The sequence below is a fragment of the Vibrio olivae genome (assembly GCF_042428525.1).
In the GTDB taxonomy this organism is placed as follows: domain Bacteria; phylum Pseudomonadota; class Gammaproteobacteria; order Enterobacterales; family Vibrionaceae; genus Vibrio; species Vibrio olivae.
Window position 1 is genome coordinate 439,516 of sequence record NZ_JBHMEP010000001.1, and the last position, 14,065, is coordinate 453,580.

Genomic DNA, 14,065 nt, shown 5'->3' on the forward strand with positions numbered 1-14,065 from the left:
ATTATTGTGAAGGCGTGAGTTTCCAACGCCGTACTACCCATTTGATAAGTATAGGGAAAATACCAAGTAGAGCGAACGAAAGTAGAACCGCTGGTGACACAATACCGGAAAGGGAATCAATTTGAGCGAGTTGCGTGCCGGCATTTAGATACACGGTCGTCCCTGGCAACATACCGATTTGGCTAACGAAATAGAACTGACGAACCGCAATTGGGGTGAGTCCCATGACCAGGTTGATGACAAAGAATGGAAAAATCGGAATGAGGCGCAGAGAAAACAGATAGTATGCACCATCTTTTTTTATGCCTTGATTAATAACCTCGAGTTTATCGCCAAACCGAGTTTGTACCCAATTTTGGAAAAAATAACGACTGAGTAAAAAAGCGCAGGTTGCGCCAAGTGTACTGGCAAAAGAAACGAGCAACAGGCTGAACCAAAAACCAAACAATGCAGCGCCAAGTAGGGTAATGATGGTTGCCCCCGGAATAGACAGGGCTGTGATAAGGACATACGCCACAAAGTAGATGCTGGCGGCAATCACAAAATTTTGCTCGATGAACAGCGCCAATTGCTGTTGGTAATGTTTGGCGGATTCGAGGGTAATGAAGGTGCGAGTTTGACTTACGATCAGCACGATGATGAGCAGTAATAGCGCGGCTAGCAGAATCTTCTTATACATCTTGTGTCCTTTTGTTTGATAACACCGAGTGACCATTGACTGTCAGTCGTGAACTTAATGACCAGCTAATGTTCATAATAAGTCAATATCAATAAGAACCGGACAAAAGGCAGAAAATTTCATTGAGGCATAAAAAAAGCCAGTGTATTGCTACACTGGCTCTGATGTATCACTTAACTTAGCCGTTCAATCCAGCCATCAACTCGGTGCGACGGTCTTGCGGAATCACCGACCAGTGAGTTCCCTTAATCGCACCTTCTAAAGCCCAAAGTAGTTCTAAGCTCACGTCTGAAGCGTGCGTATCTTGGATTGCACGGTATGCTTCTAGTGCACCAGTCTTTTCCAGTTGTTCCACGGAAGAGATACCGGCTTTTTTAAGCATTCTTTCTGTTGCAAGCCTAAGATTGGGAAGATCTTTCAAGCGGTCAGGTTTCGCTTGTTGCTGGGTTTGTTTTTCTTTCTTAGCAATCGATAGTGCATCTTTTGCTAAAGTCAGAATGTAATCGGTGTTACTTGGCCAGTCCATTGGCATTGCATAGTACTTAGTGACGACGGGGAAACCGCGTTTTTTGTAGACATAAGGTTCATAACCTAAGTCTTTAAACTCTCCTGTCGACTTCTCATTCGCGCGAATATGGAGTTTATCTCCGACCACAAGTGCGAACATTGTGTCGTCAACAAAAATCCCAAATCCGCCAAACATTGAACGAGATTTTACTCTGCCTAGCTGCTCGAATAGACGCATTGAATCTTTAAGTACTGGTTTGTCCATGCTTATTTTCTCGGTTTGATGCCACCAGTTCAGGTCCGAGAGATTAGCAAAACTATGCAAACTATTGTCAGTATGTTGTTAATTTGCATATTTGCCATCGGCAACCCCGCTACCTTTCATAACTGTCACTTATGGGTAAGGCCGGAAGCTTTGCGTCCCATCCTTTCGAATGGTTTGCCCTGTGCGTGGCTTGGTTACGTTGTTACATCAAGAAACAGCATAAAACAGGTTGTGCGGGACCGATCACGATTTATATTCAAAAATGTGATCTTGGTTCAGGTAATGATTTCAAAGTATGCGATTGATCCAGAAAATAAGCCATTCATCACAGACGTACGCTATGTTGTTTATTTGTTTAGAGTTTTTACTGTATGGCGTTCAACAATTTCAGGGTGCATTTCAAAAATTCGCTTGTCATGCTCTTTATCTTTGATGCGCTCTAACAGGATCTCAAAAGCGTTCTTACCCACGCGGCGCTTGGGCTGGTGGATGGTAGTCAGAGGAGGTGAAAAGTATTCAGCTAGTTCAATATTGTCATATCCAATCACGGACATATCTTCTGGAATACGGATCCCATTTTGCTGCAATCGGCTCATAAGCCCTAATGCCATCGTATCGTTGAAGCAGAAAACCGCGGTTGGTTTATGATCCCAAGAGGCAATTTTGTCTGCAGCGAGGACGGCGGTATCACATTCGAAGTTACCTTCAAGGATCCAATCCTCGTTGACGGGGAGATTGGCTTCGCTCATTGCGCGTTTAAAGCCTTGAATGCGTTCTTGGCAAGCCGCTTTTTCAAAGTGGCCACTCAAGCAAGCAATGTCACGATGACCATGGTCAATCAGATATTTGGTGGCGAGGTAGCCTCCTTCTTCTGAATTATCAATGATCTTATCAGCCTGAGAACTCTCAGGACCCCAGTCCATGATAACTTTTGGAATATCGGAGTGACGTTCAAGCATTTCTGATAGCTCTTGAGTCAGGTCAGAACACATCACTAAAATGCCGTCTACACGCTTTTCTGCCAGCATACGAATGTAATCGCGTTGCTTTTCGTAGATACCGCCGGTATTACACAAAATCAATGTATAACCTTGGCGATAACAGTAACTTTCTACACCGTCGATCACTTCAGAAAAGAATAAGTTAGTCGACTGGGTAACTAGCATACCAATCGAGCGGGTCGTATTGCATTTCAAGCTGCGTGCAACGGCACTCGGAGCATAATTAAGCTCCTTGACTGCTTCCATTACCTTCTCTTGTGTTGCTTCCGCAACAAAACGAGTTTTATTAATGACATGAGATACAGTTGTTGTTGACACGCCGGCTAAACGGGCGACATCTTTAATGGTAGCCATAGGGTTTGTCCACTCGAAAGTACTGCTAGATGTTGGGTAAAATAAGTAAGCTGAATGACATGGAATTTATACGGATTATAAATACAAAAAACCGCTCTTAAATTAAGCGGTTCGTCACTGTCAAGCTTCTAGTTATAGTCATTTTCGGCGTAGATTCTAGACTGCATTGTTGCTTGAGGCAAACAAAAACCGTGACTAATTCATCTTTCTGACATTTTTCTAAGGTAACGAACCACAGGGTTAATATAGGCGGTTTTTATCAATCTTCAGCATGGTTCGCGCCGATTTTGAGATACATTTCCATAACCTAAAATTTAGACTGGCAGCTACATCACTGATTGCGAAAATTGAGAATCACGGTTTGCTGAAGGTTGAAATTATCGATAAAAAAGCCGAAGCAATAACTTCGGCTGGATACAAGGCGAGCACTACGGCCATTTAAGCGTTGGTGTGCTGCGCCTCGATGGCGGTCTCTTCATAGTCTGAAGCCCAATCTCTCAGGGTTTGCCAAATTTTACCTAAGAGCTCATGCCAAAAAATTTCAGTTTGTTCAATATACTTACCTCGAGGTGTGTAGCGTTCCCAAACTTGAGAGATTTCCTTTTGAGCCAGATAGTTGGTTGGCGCTGGGTAGGGTTCTAAACCAGCGGCATGAAACTCATTGAGAGCTCGCTGCATATGGCTGGCTGAGGTGACTAAGACCAAGTTCTTATTACGCACAAATGCAGCCGCTTGGCGCGCTTCTTCCCAAGTATCCTTAGCGGTTTCTAACAAGATAATATCGGATTTTGATACCCCAAGCGCTAAGGCAACTTTGGCCATCATACGAGCATTACTGACTTCTGACCCACCAGAATATCCCGATAAAATCAGCTTCGCCCCTGGGTACATTCGCAATACCCGAATTCCCTCGGTTAAGCGCATCAATCCCGTCCTACTCAGTTGAGAGGTTGGCGGAATATCATCATCGACCACGTGGCTGCTGCCCAGTACCATCACATAATCGATGGCATCATCCACCGGGAAAAACGCAGAATGTTGGCGCTCCATCGGCATTAAAAGACGTGAAGAAACGGGTTGGAACGCAATTAAAAAGATACCTATAAACGAAAATAGTACAATCAAACAGCCCGACTTCTGACGTGTGGTGAACATAATCAGCATCAGGCCAATAAAGCCAATGATTAACATTGCTGGGAGCGGCATCAGCAGCGCTGATACAACCTTTTTCAGCTCAAACATACTTAAATAGCCCGAAAAAACATCAGTTGATTATAAAAAAAGACAATGCCTCTTTATTCCTGCGGATCTTGTGACAGAATAGCGACACATTAATTCATGATAACGCAAGCCCAGTGATAGAAGACCGTAATTTCGACGACATTGCCCACAAATTTGCAAAAAACATTTACGGCTCCGATAAAGGAAAAATCCGCCAAGTGATTGTTTGGCAAGATCTTGAGCAGATTCTAGCAGAGTTTGGTGGTAAGGATAAACCGCTGCATGTGTTAGATGCCGGGGGCGGTTTGGCACAGATGTCGCAAAAGATTGCGCGGCTCGGACATCATGTCACGTTATGTGATCTATCTTCTGAAATGCTTGAACTTGCTAAGCAGGAAATCGAAAAGCAGGCTTTGCTTAAGCAGTATCGCTTTGTTCATTCTCCCATTCAAATGATTGATAAGCACCTGAACGAAAAGGTGGATATCGTGATGTTTCATGCGGTGATGGAATGGTTGGCGGATCCGAAATCGGCGTTAGAAGTAGCGCTAAAGCAGCTAAAGCCTGGTGGGATTGCGTCTGTGATGTTTTATAACCAGCATGGTCTGGTGTACAAAAATGTCTCTTGTGGCAATTTGCCCCACATATTAGAAGGCATGCCACACCGTAAGCGGTTCAAGCTACAACCATCGCATGGGTTATACCCGGAAGATGTTTATCAATGGATCTCGAACGCCGGCTTTGATATTCAAGGTAAGTCGGGTATTCGTTGCTTTAATGATTATATTGGTAATGGGCCCAATATGGGCGAATACCAGTTTGACGATGTATTAGCTCTTGAAAAGAAATACTGTCGACAAGAGCCGTACCTCTCATTAGGTCGATACATTCATGTATGGGCTAAGAAAAAAGAACAACAGGAATAATAATGAGTGAGATAACTCAGGACGCTGCTAGCCAGCCAATTGACGAGTTGGTGGGCTGGGTCAAGCAACACGATTTCTCATTAAATCTTACCAACGAACGGTTAGCATTTTTGATCTCTCTTGCGGTGTTAAGCAACGAGCGATACGACGAAGAGTTAGGCGAAGGGGAATTGCACGATGCGTTCACTATCGTTACGCGACTCTTTGAAGATACGGGTGAGCCTTCGGCATTTCGAGCGAACAATGCGATTAATGAATTGGTAAAACAGCGTCTGATTAGCCGCTTTACCAGTGAAATTAACGACGGAGCCAGTATTTATCGTCTCTCACCACTGGCCGTCGGTATTACCGACTACTATGTGCGCCACCGTGAATTTTCTAAACTCAAACTCTCAATCCAGCTCTCGATGCTGGCGGGTGAAATGGCGAAAGCCGTTGAAGCTGCTCAGCAGGGGGGAACGGCTGGCCATTGGAAGAAAAACGTTTACGGCGTGTTACGGTATTCCGTTGGCGAGATTTTCGACCAAATTGACCTCAACCAACGCGTTATGGATGAGCAACAGCAAACAGTGAAAGAGCAAATCGCCGAACTGCTTAACAAAGACTGGCGCGAAGCGATTCATAACTGTGAACAGTTGTTGTCCGAAACCTCCTCGACGTTAAAAGAACTGCAAGACACCTTGCAAGCGGCAGGGGATGAGCTTCAAACCCAGATTTTGGATATTCAAGAACGTGTGCATGGGGACCCCGAACTCGACATCATCGATGAGACCTTGTTTGGCTTGCAAATGAAGCTCGACCGCATTACCAGTTGGGGCCAACAAGCGATTGATTTATGGATTGGCTATGATCGCCACGTGCATAAATTTATTCGAACTGCGATTGATATGGATAAAAATCGTGCGTTTAGTACACGTCTGCGCCAGTCACTCAAAGAGTATTTTGATGCTCCATGGCTGCTGACGTTTGCCGACGCTGAGCGATTGATGGACCTTCGAGATGAAGCGTTAGTCCTTCGTAATGACGAAGTGACGGGACACGTGCCACTCGAAGTCGAATATGAAGAATTTCAACAAGTCAATGATGAGCTCTCTGAGCGAATTGGTGACATGCTCGCGGTACACAAGCAGGACAAAACACCCATTGATTTGGGGTCGGTTCTTCGTGATTACCTGGCCGAGCACCCTCAAACTCATCACTTTGATCTCGCCAGAATTATTGTCGACCAGGCGGTACGCTTAGGGTATTCGGAATCCGATTACCAAGCAATTCAACCAGACTGGACAGCGATCAACGATTTTGGTGCAAAGGTACAAGCAAATGTCATCAACAGATATTAATGAATATATGCCAGAAAAACTGGCAAAAGCGATTTCTAACCCACTGTTCCCAGCGCTTGACAGCTTGTTACGCGCTGGGCGTCATATCTCCAGTGAGGATTTAGATAATCACGCACTGCTTTGCGATTTTGAACCAGAGCTTGCTGCGTTTTATCAACGTTATAACACCGAGCTAGTCAAGGCTGCAGAAGGTTTTTTCTATTTGCGTCCGCGTTCTACATCGCTCATCAACCGCAGCGTTTTGTCAGAGCTCGATATGTTGGTTGGGAAGGTATTATGTTTCCTTTACCTCAGCCCTGAACGCCTCGCTCATGAGGGGATCTTTACCAATCAAGAGTTGTATGACGAGCTGCTGGCGCTAACCGATGAGAAAAAGCTCATGCGTCTGGTGACGCACCGTGCCACAGGGTCGGATCTTGATAAAGAAAAACTATTTGAAAAAGTTCGTACTTCACTACGTCGCTTACGCCGTTTAGGCATGGTCATCAATGTGGGGGAAACGGGAAAATTTTGTATTAGCGAAGCGGTATTTCGATTTGGCGCCGATGTTCGAGTTGGTGATGATATGCGCGACGCGCAACTGCGCCTGATTCGAGATGGTGAAGCGGTCGTACATGACGCAGAGCCAAATCAAGGTAACCTACTCGCAGACAGCGAACAAGCTCAACAAGATGAGCTGCAAGACGAAGAACAAAAGGAAAGTGACGCATGATTGAACGAGGTAAATATCAATCGCTGACCATGGTCAACTGGAACGGCTTTTTTGCGCGTACTTTCGATATTGATGATCTGGTGACCACATTATCGGGCGGTAACGGGGCGGGTAAATCCACAACCATGGCGTCGTTTATTACGGCATTGATTCCTGATCAAAGCTTACTGCACTTTCGTAATACCACGGAAGCAGGGAGTAGCCAATCGTCTCGCGATAAAGGCCTGTACGGTAAACTACAGCCTGGCGCCTGTTACGCTGCGCTTGATGTGGTTAACTCGCGTCATCAGCGTTTATTGTTTGCGGTTAAGCTACAGCAAGTCGCTGGACGAGATAAAAAAGTCGACATCAAACCATTCGTAATTCAAGGCTTGCCAAGCCATGTCAAACCAACCGATGTACTTATTGAGTCGGTGTCTGATACTCAAGCGCGTGTGCGTCAAATTAACGAAGTGAAAGACGTCGCTCTCACTTACGAAGGCGCGAGCTTTAAAGCGTTCAACTCTGTGGTCGACTACCATACTCAAATGTTTGATTTTGGTGTGCTTCCGAGAAAACTACGCAACAGTAGCGATCGCTCTAAGTTCTATCGCTTAATCGAAGCGTCATTGTATGGCGGTATTTCTAGTGCGATTACGCGCTCATTGCGAGACTACTTACTGCCACAAAATGGTGGGGTGAAAAAAGCATTCCAAGATATGGAATCGGCGCTGCGTGAGAATCGCATGACGCTTGAAGCCATCAAAACGACCCAATCTGATCGCGACTTGTTTAAACATTTGATCACGGAGTCCACCAATTACGTAGCCGCTGACTACATGCGTCACGCGAACGATCGCCGTAATAAACTTGAACAGACGTTATCACTGCGCGGTGAACTGTTCCAGTCACGCGAAACGTTGATTGAAAACAACCAACTGCTCAACCAAGCGCAAGACGCACTCGCGATGTTGGTCGAGCAAGAAGAAGGATTGGAACAAGATTATCAATCGGCGTCCGACCACCTGCAATTGGTTCAAAATGCACTGCGTCAACAGGAGAAAATTGAGCGTTACCAAGAAGACTTGGAAGAGCTGAATGAACGTCTTGAAGAGCAAGCCATGGTGGTCGAGGAAGCACAAGAACGCACCATGATGGCTGAAGAGCAGGCAACGTTAGCCGAAGAAGAAGTCGATAGTCTAAAAAGTCAGTTGGCGGATTATCAGCAAGCATTGGATGTCCAGCAAACCCGAGCATTACAGTACCAACAAGCGGTACAAGCATTAGAACAGGCTCGCTTACTCTTGGACGACAACTGCTTAACCGCTGAAAGTGCCATGAACTTGGTGAACCAGCTTAAACATCAGCAAAATGAACGTACCAACGAAGTTCTCGCACTCAAACACAAATTGGACATGTCGTCTGCCGCCGCGCAGCAATTTGAAACGGCGCTGAGCTTAGTTCGCTCCATTGTTGGCGACGTGAGTCGCGCTGAGGCGTCTGCTGCGGGTAAGCAAGCGTTGCAACGCGCTCGTAGTGCCGAGCAATTAGTGCAAAATGAATCACAATGGCGTGCTCAACATCGTGAGTTGGAACGTCAGATTCAGCAGCAACAGCAGGTGAAGCAGTGGCGTGATGAGTATCAACAGCAGCATCAGATTGCGCTTGATGATGAACTGAGCCTCGAGCAAGAGCGTGAACGACACGCTCATCACATCGAATCGCTTGAACAAGATTATGAGCTGTTGCGCGAACAACGCAGTGAAAAACGTCGTCTTGATCAAGAACACCGCGCAGAGATTGAGCGTTTGCAAGCCGCGGCGCCTAAATGGATCGCCGCGAGCGATGCATTAGATAACCTTAAACAGCAAAGCGGTGAAGCGTTGGCAGACAGTCAGTCTGTGATGCGCCACATGCAAGTGGTTCTGGAAAATGAGCGTCAGCTAACGGGGCAAAAAGAGCAGCTAGCGACTCGTCGAGCTCAACTTGAGCAAGAGATTGAACATCTTGCATCACCCGGTGGGTCGAATGACTCGCGCCTTAAAGGGTTAGCCGATACTCTGGGCGGTGTGTTGCTATCCGAAATTTATGACGACATCACATTAGAGGATGCGCCTTATTTCAGCGCGATGTATGGTCCTGCACGTCATGCGATTGTGGTATCTGATCTAACGGATATCGAAGATAAGCTTGTCGATTTAGACGATTGTCCAGAGGATCTTTACATCATTGAAGGTGATGTCGATGCTTTTGATGACAGTGCAATGCAAGCCGAAGAGCTCGAACGAGCGGTATGCGTGCGCCTTAATGATAGGCAAATTCGTTACTCTCGATTCCCGGAAATTCCATTGTTTGGCCGCGCTGCTCGCGAGCAGCGTTTAGAGTTACTGCGTGAACAATTGGAAGAGGTGGTTGAGCAGCACGCGAAAGCCGCTTTTGATTCACAAAAGCTGCAGCGCCTGTACCAAGCATTTAACCAATTTGTCGCGCAGCACATCCATATTGCGTTTGATGCGGACCCAGAACAAGCGATTCAGCAGCGCCGCGACCAGCGAAATCAATTAGCCAGAGCGTTAACTGACTTAGATAATCAAGAGCAGCAGCAACGTGGTCAATTAACCAGCAGTAAACAAGCGTTGGTCAAATTGGATAAAATTGCCCCTCATATGTCGCTGCTTGAAGACGAGACGTTAAGTGAACGCTTTGCCGAGCTGGAACATAAATTATCCGAGCTTTCTGAACACAAAGCGTTTTTAAATCAGCACCAAAAAGCGCTCTCTCAGTTAGAACCGGTAGTGTCTGCTTTAGACACAGACCCAGAGCAGTTTGATGCCTTAGAAAGCCAGTACCAGCAAGCTGACCAAGCGTTACAGAATTTGAAAACGCAAATCTTTGCGTTGTCTGATTTGGTGGAACGTCGTCATTACTTTAGCTACGCCGACTCGGTTGATTTACTGAACCAAAGTAGCGAGCTTAGTGAGCAATTGAAAGCCAAATTGGTTGAAGCAGAGCGTAGCCGTACGTCGAGCCGTGAAGCGCTCAAGCAACATCAATCGCAGCTGAGTCAATACCACCAAGTTCTGGCATCACTCAAGAGCTCGCATCAAGCGAAACTTGAGACCGTGCAGGAGTTCAAGCAAGAACTCCAAGAGTATGGTGTGACAGCGGATGAAGGCGCACAAGAGCGTGCAATTCGTCGCCGTGATGAACTTCACGAGCGCTTACACAGCTCACGTTCACGTAAAAGTGAGTATGAACGCACCATCACCGCGACTGAGCTTGAAATGAAGAGTTTGGCGAAACGCCTGAAAAAAATCCAAAAGGATTACGCAGACCTGCGAACTTTTGTGGTGGCGGCCAAAGCCGGTTGGTGTTCGGTGTTGCGCTTAGCGCGTGAGCATGATGTTGAACGCCGACTGCACAAGCGCGAGCTGGCTTATTTGTCTGCGGGTGAATTACGTTCGATGTCGGATAAATCTCTAGGTGCTCTGCGTTTGGCTGTCGCGGATAATGATGATTTACGTGACGCACTGCGCTTGTCAGAAGACACGGCGCATCCGGAGCGCAAGGTATTGTTCTACATTGCGGTGTATCAGCATCTGCGCGAACGTATTCGCCAAGATATCATCCACACCGATGATCCGGTTGAAGCGATTGAAGAGATGGAAGTGGAGCTGGCACGCTTGACGGAAGAATTGACGCAACGTGAAAACCGTTTGGCAATCAGTTCTGAGTCAGTGGCGAGTATCATCAAGAAAACCATTCAGCGTGAACAAAACCGCATTCGTATGCTTAACCAAGGGCTGTCGAATATTGGATTTGGTCAAGTCAAAGGTGTGCGTTTGAATGTCAAAGTACGTGAAAGCCATGAGACGTTACTTGCGGGGCTTGCCGATCAGCAGTCACAACACAAAGACCTGTTTGAAAGCATGCGTTATACGTTCTCTGAAGCGATGGCCAAACTGTTCCAACGCGTTAACCCACACATTGATATGGGGCAGCGTTCACCACAGGTGCTTGGCGAGGAGTTACTGGATTACCGTAACTACTTGGAGCTCAGTGTTGAAGTGAACCGAGGTTCTGACGGTTGGTTGCAAGCCGAATCTGGCGCGCTTTCGACCGGTGAAGCGATTGGTACTGGTCAGTCAATTCTGTTAATGGTTGTTCAAAGTTGGGAAGAAGAATCTCGCCGTTTGCGCAGTAAAGATATCGTGCCGTGTCGTTTGTTGTTCCTAGATGAAGCCGCGCGTCTTGATGCCAAGTCCATTTCTACCTTGTTTGAGCTGTGTGACCGTTTGGATATGCAATTATTAATTGCTGCGCCAGAAAACATCAGCCCGGAAAAAGGCACAACCTACAAACTCGTACGTAAAGTGTTTAAAGACCATGAACACGTTCACGTCGTTGGTCTCAAAGGGTTTGGCCAAGCACCGAAGCAAGATGCTCTAGAGGCGATAATGGAGCAAGCTTAATCGTTAAAAACGCCCTTCTTAAAGGGCGTTTTTTTGTGCTCGACTCAATACTGGCGTGGGGTCAGTGATGAACGCCCACAAAAAAGCCGCGATAGAATTCGCGGCTTTTGATTATGTCTCTAGCTAGAATTGCTTCTTGGCGCCAAATTGCGCGGCGGCGTAGGCAACACGTTCAGCGGGTTTTGGGTATTCGGCTTGGGTGCCCATACTTTCGATATGGTGCAGACGAGGCAGTAAACCTGCGCCATTGGCAATTTGAATCGCGAGCCCTGGGCGAGCGTTGAGTTCAAGGACCATTGGCCCTTCGTCTTTATCCAAGACCATGTCGGTGCCCATATAACCTAATCCAGTCATTTCCCAAGCACTGCAAGCCAAAATCAACAAACGCTCCCAATGCGGCACTTTAAGCGTCGAAAGTGCTTTGCCGGTATCTGGATGGTGGGTAATCGGTTGGTCAAATTGCACGGCACGCACGGCTTGTCCAGTGGCGATATCTAACCCCACACCAACGGCGCCTTGGTGTAAGTTGGCTTTACCGTCAGAGGCGGCAGTAGAACAACGCATCATCGCCATAACTGGGTAACCTTTAAAGACGATAATGCGCACATCAGGCACGCCTTCATAACTGAAACCGTCAAAGCAATCATCAAACTTAATTAAGTTTTCGACAACGGCAACATCGTTTTTACCGCCCAGCGAAAATAACCCTGCCAACGCATTACTAATGTGTCGCTCCACATCACTTGAACTAATGGTGGCACCAGACGGTTTGGTGTAAACGCCGTCTTTGTGAGAGGTCACCACCAAAATGCCTTTGCCACCACTGCCTTGTGCTGGTTTGATAACAAACCCAGGCCAACCTTTGACCATGTCATGGATACGCTTCACCTCAGCTTGATTGGCGATAACGCCAATCAATTTCGGTACGGTGCAGCCCGCTTCCTGAGCGATGATCTTGGTTTTCAGTTTGTCATCAACCAGTGGGTACTTCGAGCGATCGTTATAGCGACCAATGTAGCTATGATTGCGCTTGTTCATTCCCATGATGCCTTTATGATGCAGGCGACTAGGGGTTGTGTACTGAGAGAGGGAAAACATTGTTAGTCCTCCTCAGCCAATGGCTTAAAGCGTCGTAGCTCGGTTAAACGATAACCAGTATAAGTACCCAGTAGCAAAATACCTGCGAGTACAATCAGCTGTAAACCGATAAAGTTAAAGGTCAGATGCTGGATGTAGCTGCTGGTCATCGCGAGGTACACCAAGATCGCGGTAAGTAAGGAACCGCCACCTTGCATAACCACTTCCTTCGCTCCTTCTTCTTCCCACAGAATCGACATACGCTCGATGGTCCATGACAAGATGATCATTGGGAAGAAGGTAATGGAGAGACCTTCAGTTAAACCAATCTTATAAGCGACGACCGTAAATACTGAGATGATCAAAATCACTGTAATGATCACCGCCGATATTCGCGCGACCAAGAGTAAGTTAAGCCGCGAGAGGTAACTTCGTATGATGAGGCCTGTCCCGACAATCAGCAGGAATCCGATAATACCGGTCATTAATTGGGTTTGGACGAAAGCCACGGCAATCAATACGGGCATAAAGGTACCGGATGTTTTTAAGCCGATAATGACGCGCAGGAACACCACAATCAGAGCACCAATTGGAATCAGCATGATGGTTTTAAACATCGCTTGCTCTTCAAGCGGCAGGCTATGAATCGAGAAGTTCAATAGACCGTCGGCGGAAATTTTATCACTGGTTGCTTGGCGTGGAGTCACTTCCTGAGAAATCATCGAGAAATGAACTTGGCTGTTTTGGCCACCAATCAAATCAAGCAGGGAGACGTTGGACTGATCCCAAACCAAAATATTAGGATTGATTTGTTGTTCCACTGACTCTGGATTAAACAGTTCCCAACGTTCGCCATCCCAGACTTGGTTCATCAACTGAAGGACTTGTCGACGACGTCCATCTTCAAGTTCAATCACGCCAACGACTTTGCTTGGAATGTCTGCGTAGGCAAGAATCTTATCGACAGCGTCGACTTTCGTCATGTTGTTAAGCAGCAATGCCGAGTTCTGGTTGTCTTGATCGTTCAGCGCTTTAATCAACTCACGCGCTAGTGTCGGATCATCTGCGGAGCGTTGGCTAGCTTGATCAATCAGAGCAATTACCGCAGCTTCAACTGGGCCTTCAAATGTCGGTTTGACGATCTCTTGGCTTGGCGGTTTGATAGAAACTTTGGCTTGAGGGTCGACCAAAAACTGCGCTTTGTAGTAGATGATCTGCGGCCCTTTGGCGTTACGAACTGTCCACTCAGCGCGGCGACCCACATCGGTATTGACATAAGCGATGCCGTAGCCAGACGAGGATGAAGATTCATTAATTAAGGTAAACCCTTCTTGGGTTTGTGGTGCAGCCAATGAGGCTTTGACGGGTTTATCTTGGGCGGTAAACTCTATGCGAGCTTCGATATCCCAAACTTGGCGAGTTTCGCCAGGAGTCCATGGCACAGCATAAGTTTGGTGTCTGAATACGCTGAGGGCGATACCAGCCACCACAAGCAGTAGGACTGATATATAAAAGGGGACCTTTGACGTCAT

10 protein-coding genes and 1 riboswitch are annotated in these 14,065 nt (G+C 46.7%); of the genes, 4 read left to right on the forward strand and 6 right to left on the reverse strand.

Going from position 1 to position 14,065, the window contains the following annotated elements; translation table 11 throughout:
- Position 1: 1 nt before the first annotated feature.
- The 4 genes from ACFFUV_RS02105 to elyC all read right to left on the reverse strand — a co-directional run bounded on the left by ACFFUV_RS02105 (position 2) and on the right by elyC (position 4,048).
- Entirely contained in the window at positions 2 to 679 is a 678-nt protein-coding gene (locus tag ACFFUV_RS02105; RefSeq protein ID WP_390189315.1) for a TVP38/TMEM64 family protein, read from the reverse strand.
- Positions 680 to 857: 178 nt separating this feature from the next.
- On the reverse strand, positions 858 to 1,451 hold the full coding sequence (locus tag ACFFUV_RS02110) for a TfoX/Sxy family DNA transformation protein (RefSeq protein ID WP_390189316.1): 594 nt from the start codon (positions 1,449 to 1,451) through the stop codon (positions 858 to 860).
- Positions 1,452 to 1,547: 96 nt separating this feature from the next.
- Positions 1,548 to 1,640, reverse strand: a riboswitch (cyclic di-GMP riboswitch).
- Between the two features lie 158 nt (positions 1,641 to 1,798).
- Positions 1,799 to 2,806 carry an HTH-type transcriptional repressor PurR gene (gene purR, locus ACFFUV_RS02115; RefSeq protein ID WP_390189318.1) on the reverse strand — a complete coding sequence of 336 codons (1,008 nt, stop codon included), beginning with the start codon at positions 2,804 to 2,806 and terminating at the stop codon, positions 1,799 to 1,801.
- A 438-nt stretch (positions 2,807 to 3,244) separates the two neighbouring features.
- A complete protein-coding gene (gene elyC, locus ACFFUV_RS02120) occupies positions 3,245 to 4,048 on the reverse strand; it encodes an envelope biogenesis factor ElyC (RefSeq protein ID WP_390189320.1) in 804 nt (267 codons plus the stop codon).
- A gap of 113 nt (positions 4,049 to 4,161) precedes the next feature.
- On the opposite strand from elyC, the gene cmoM reads away from it, so the two are divergent.
- From cmoM to mukB, 4 genes are read left to right on the forward strand one after another with little or no spacing between them, the layout of a single operon-like run.
- The gene (gene cmoM, locus ACFFUV_RS02125; RefSeq protein WP_390189321.1) at positions 4,162 to 4,953 is read left to right on the forward strand and encodes a tRNA uridine 5-oxyacetic acid(34) methyltransferase CmoM; all 792 of its coding nucleotides are present in this window, start codon (positions 4,162 to 4,164) and stop codon (positions 4,951 to 4,953) included.
- 2 nt (positions 4,954 to 4,955) lie between these two features.
- Complete coding sequence (mukF, locus tag ACFFUV_RS02130) at positions 4,956 to 6,293, forward strand: chromosome partition protein MukF (protein ID WP_390189322.1); 1,338 nt, start codon at positions 4,956 to 4,958, stop codon at positions 6,291 to 6,293.
- Positions 6,274 to 7,005: a chromosome partition protein MukE gene (gene mukE / locus ACFFUV_RS02135; protein WP_390189323.1), complete on the forward strand. Its 732-nt coding sequence runs from the start codon at positions 6,274 to 6,276 to the stop codon at positions 7,003 to 7,005. The genes mukF and mukE overlap by 20 nt, the downstream gene beginning before the upstream one ends.
- On the forward strand, positions 7,002 to 11,456 hold the full coding sequence (mukB, locus tag ACFFUV_RS02140; protein ID WP_390189325.1) for a chromosome partition protein MukB: 4,455 nt from the start codon (positions 7,002 to 7,004) through the stop codon (positions 11,454 to 11,456). The genes mukE and mukB overlap by 4 nt, the downstream gene beginning before the upstream one ends.
- Positions 11,457 to 11,579: 123 nt before the next feature.
- Here the strand turns inward: mukB and ACFFUV_RS02145 are convergent, their stop codons facing one another.
- Both ACFFUV_RS02145 and ACFFUV_RS02150 read right to left on the reverse strand, forming a co-directional pair.
- Positions 11,580 to 12,554, reverse strand: a complete 975-nt coding sequence (locus tag ACFFUV_RS02145; protein ID WP_390189327.1) for an alpha-L-glutamate ligase-like protein — start codon at positions 12,552 to 12,554, stop codon at positions 11,580 to 11,582.
- A gap of 2 nt (positions 12,555 to 12,556) precedes the next feature.
- The gene (locus ACFFUV_RS02150) at positions 12,557 to 14,065 is read right to left on the reverse strand and encodes an inactive transglutaminase family protein (RefSeq protein WP_390189328.1); all 1,509 of its coding nucleotides are present in this window, start codon (positions 14,063 to 14,065) and stop codon (positions 12,557 to 12,559) included.